The sequence below is a fragment of the Jeotgalibacillus sp. ET6 genome (assembly GCF_029667115.1).
Classification (GTDB): Bacteria; Bacillota; Bacilli; order Bacillales; family Jeotgalibacillaceae; genus Jeotgalibacillus.
This window is the reverse complement of record NZ_JARUIU010000091.1, coordinates 1-273: the sequence shown is the minus strand read 5'-3', so window position 1 is coordinate 273 and position 273 is coordinate 1. Positions and strand designations below refer to the sequence as shown.

The window sequence follows — 273 nt, the reverse complement described above, 5'->3', positions numbered from 1 at the left end:
ACCCGCCTCGTGCGCGAGGGCCGCAAGGTCGAGGACATCGCCGCGACCTTCGGATTGCCCGACCTCACCGTCAAGCGCGTGCTGGCACTCGGCAACCTGCTCCCCGCCATCCGCGACCTCTACCGCAAGGAACGGATCGACGCGGCGACCGTGCGCCACCTGACGATGGCGTCGAAAAGCCAGCAAAAGGCGTGGCTGGCGCTGGCCGACGACGAGAATGCCTATCTGCCGACCGGCCACCAGTTGAAATCATGGCTGTTCGGCGGGCAGTCG

At 67.0% G+C, this 273-nt stretch carries 1 protein-coding gene; it reads left to right on the top strand.

Going from position 1 to position 273, the window contains the following annotated elements:
• Nucleotides 1–273: hypothetical protein (locus P6709_RS19920; protein WP_278242636.1), on the top strand; the 273-nt coding region annotated here is incomplete at both ends.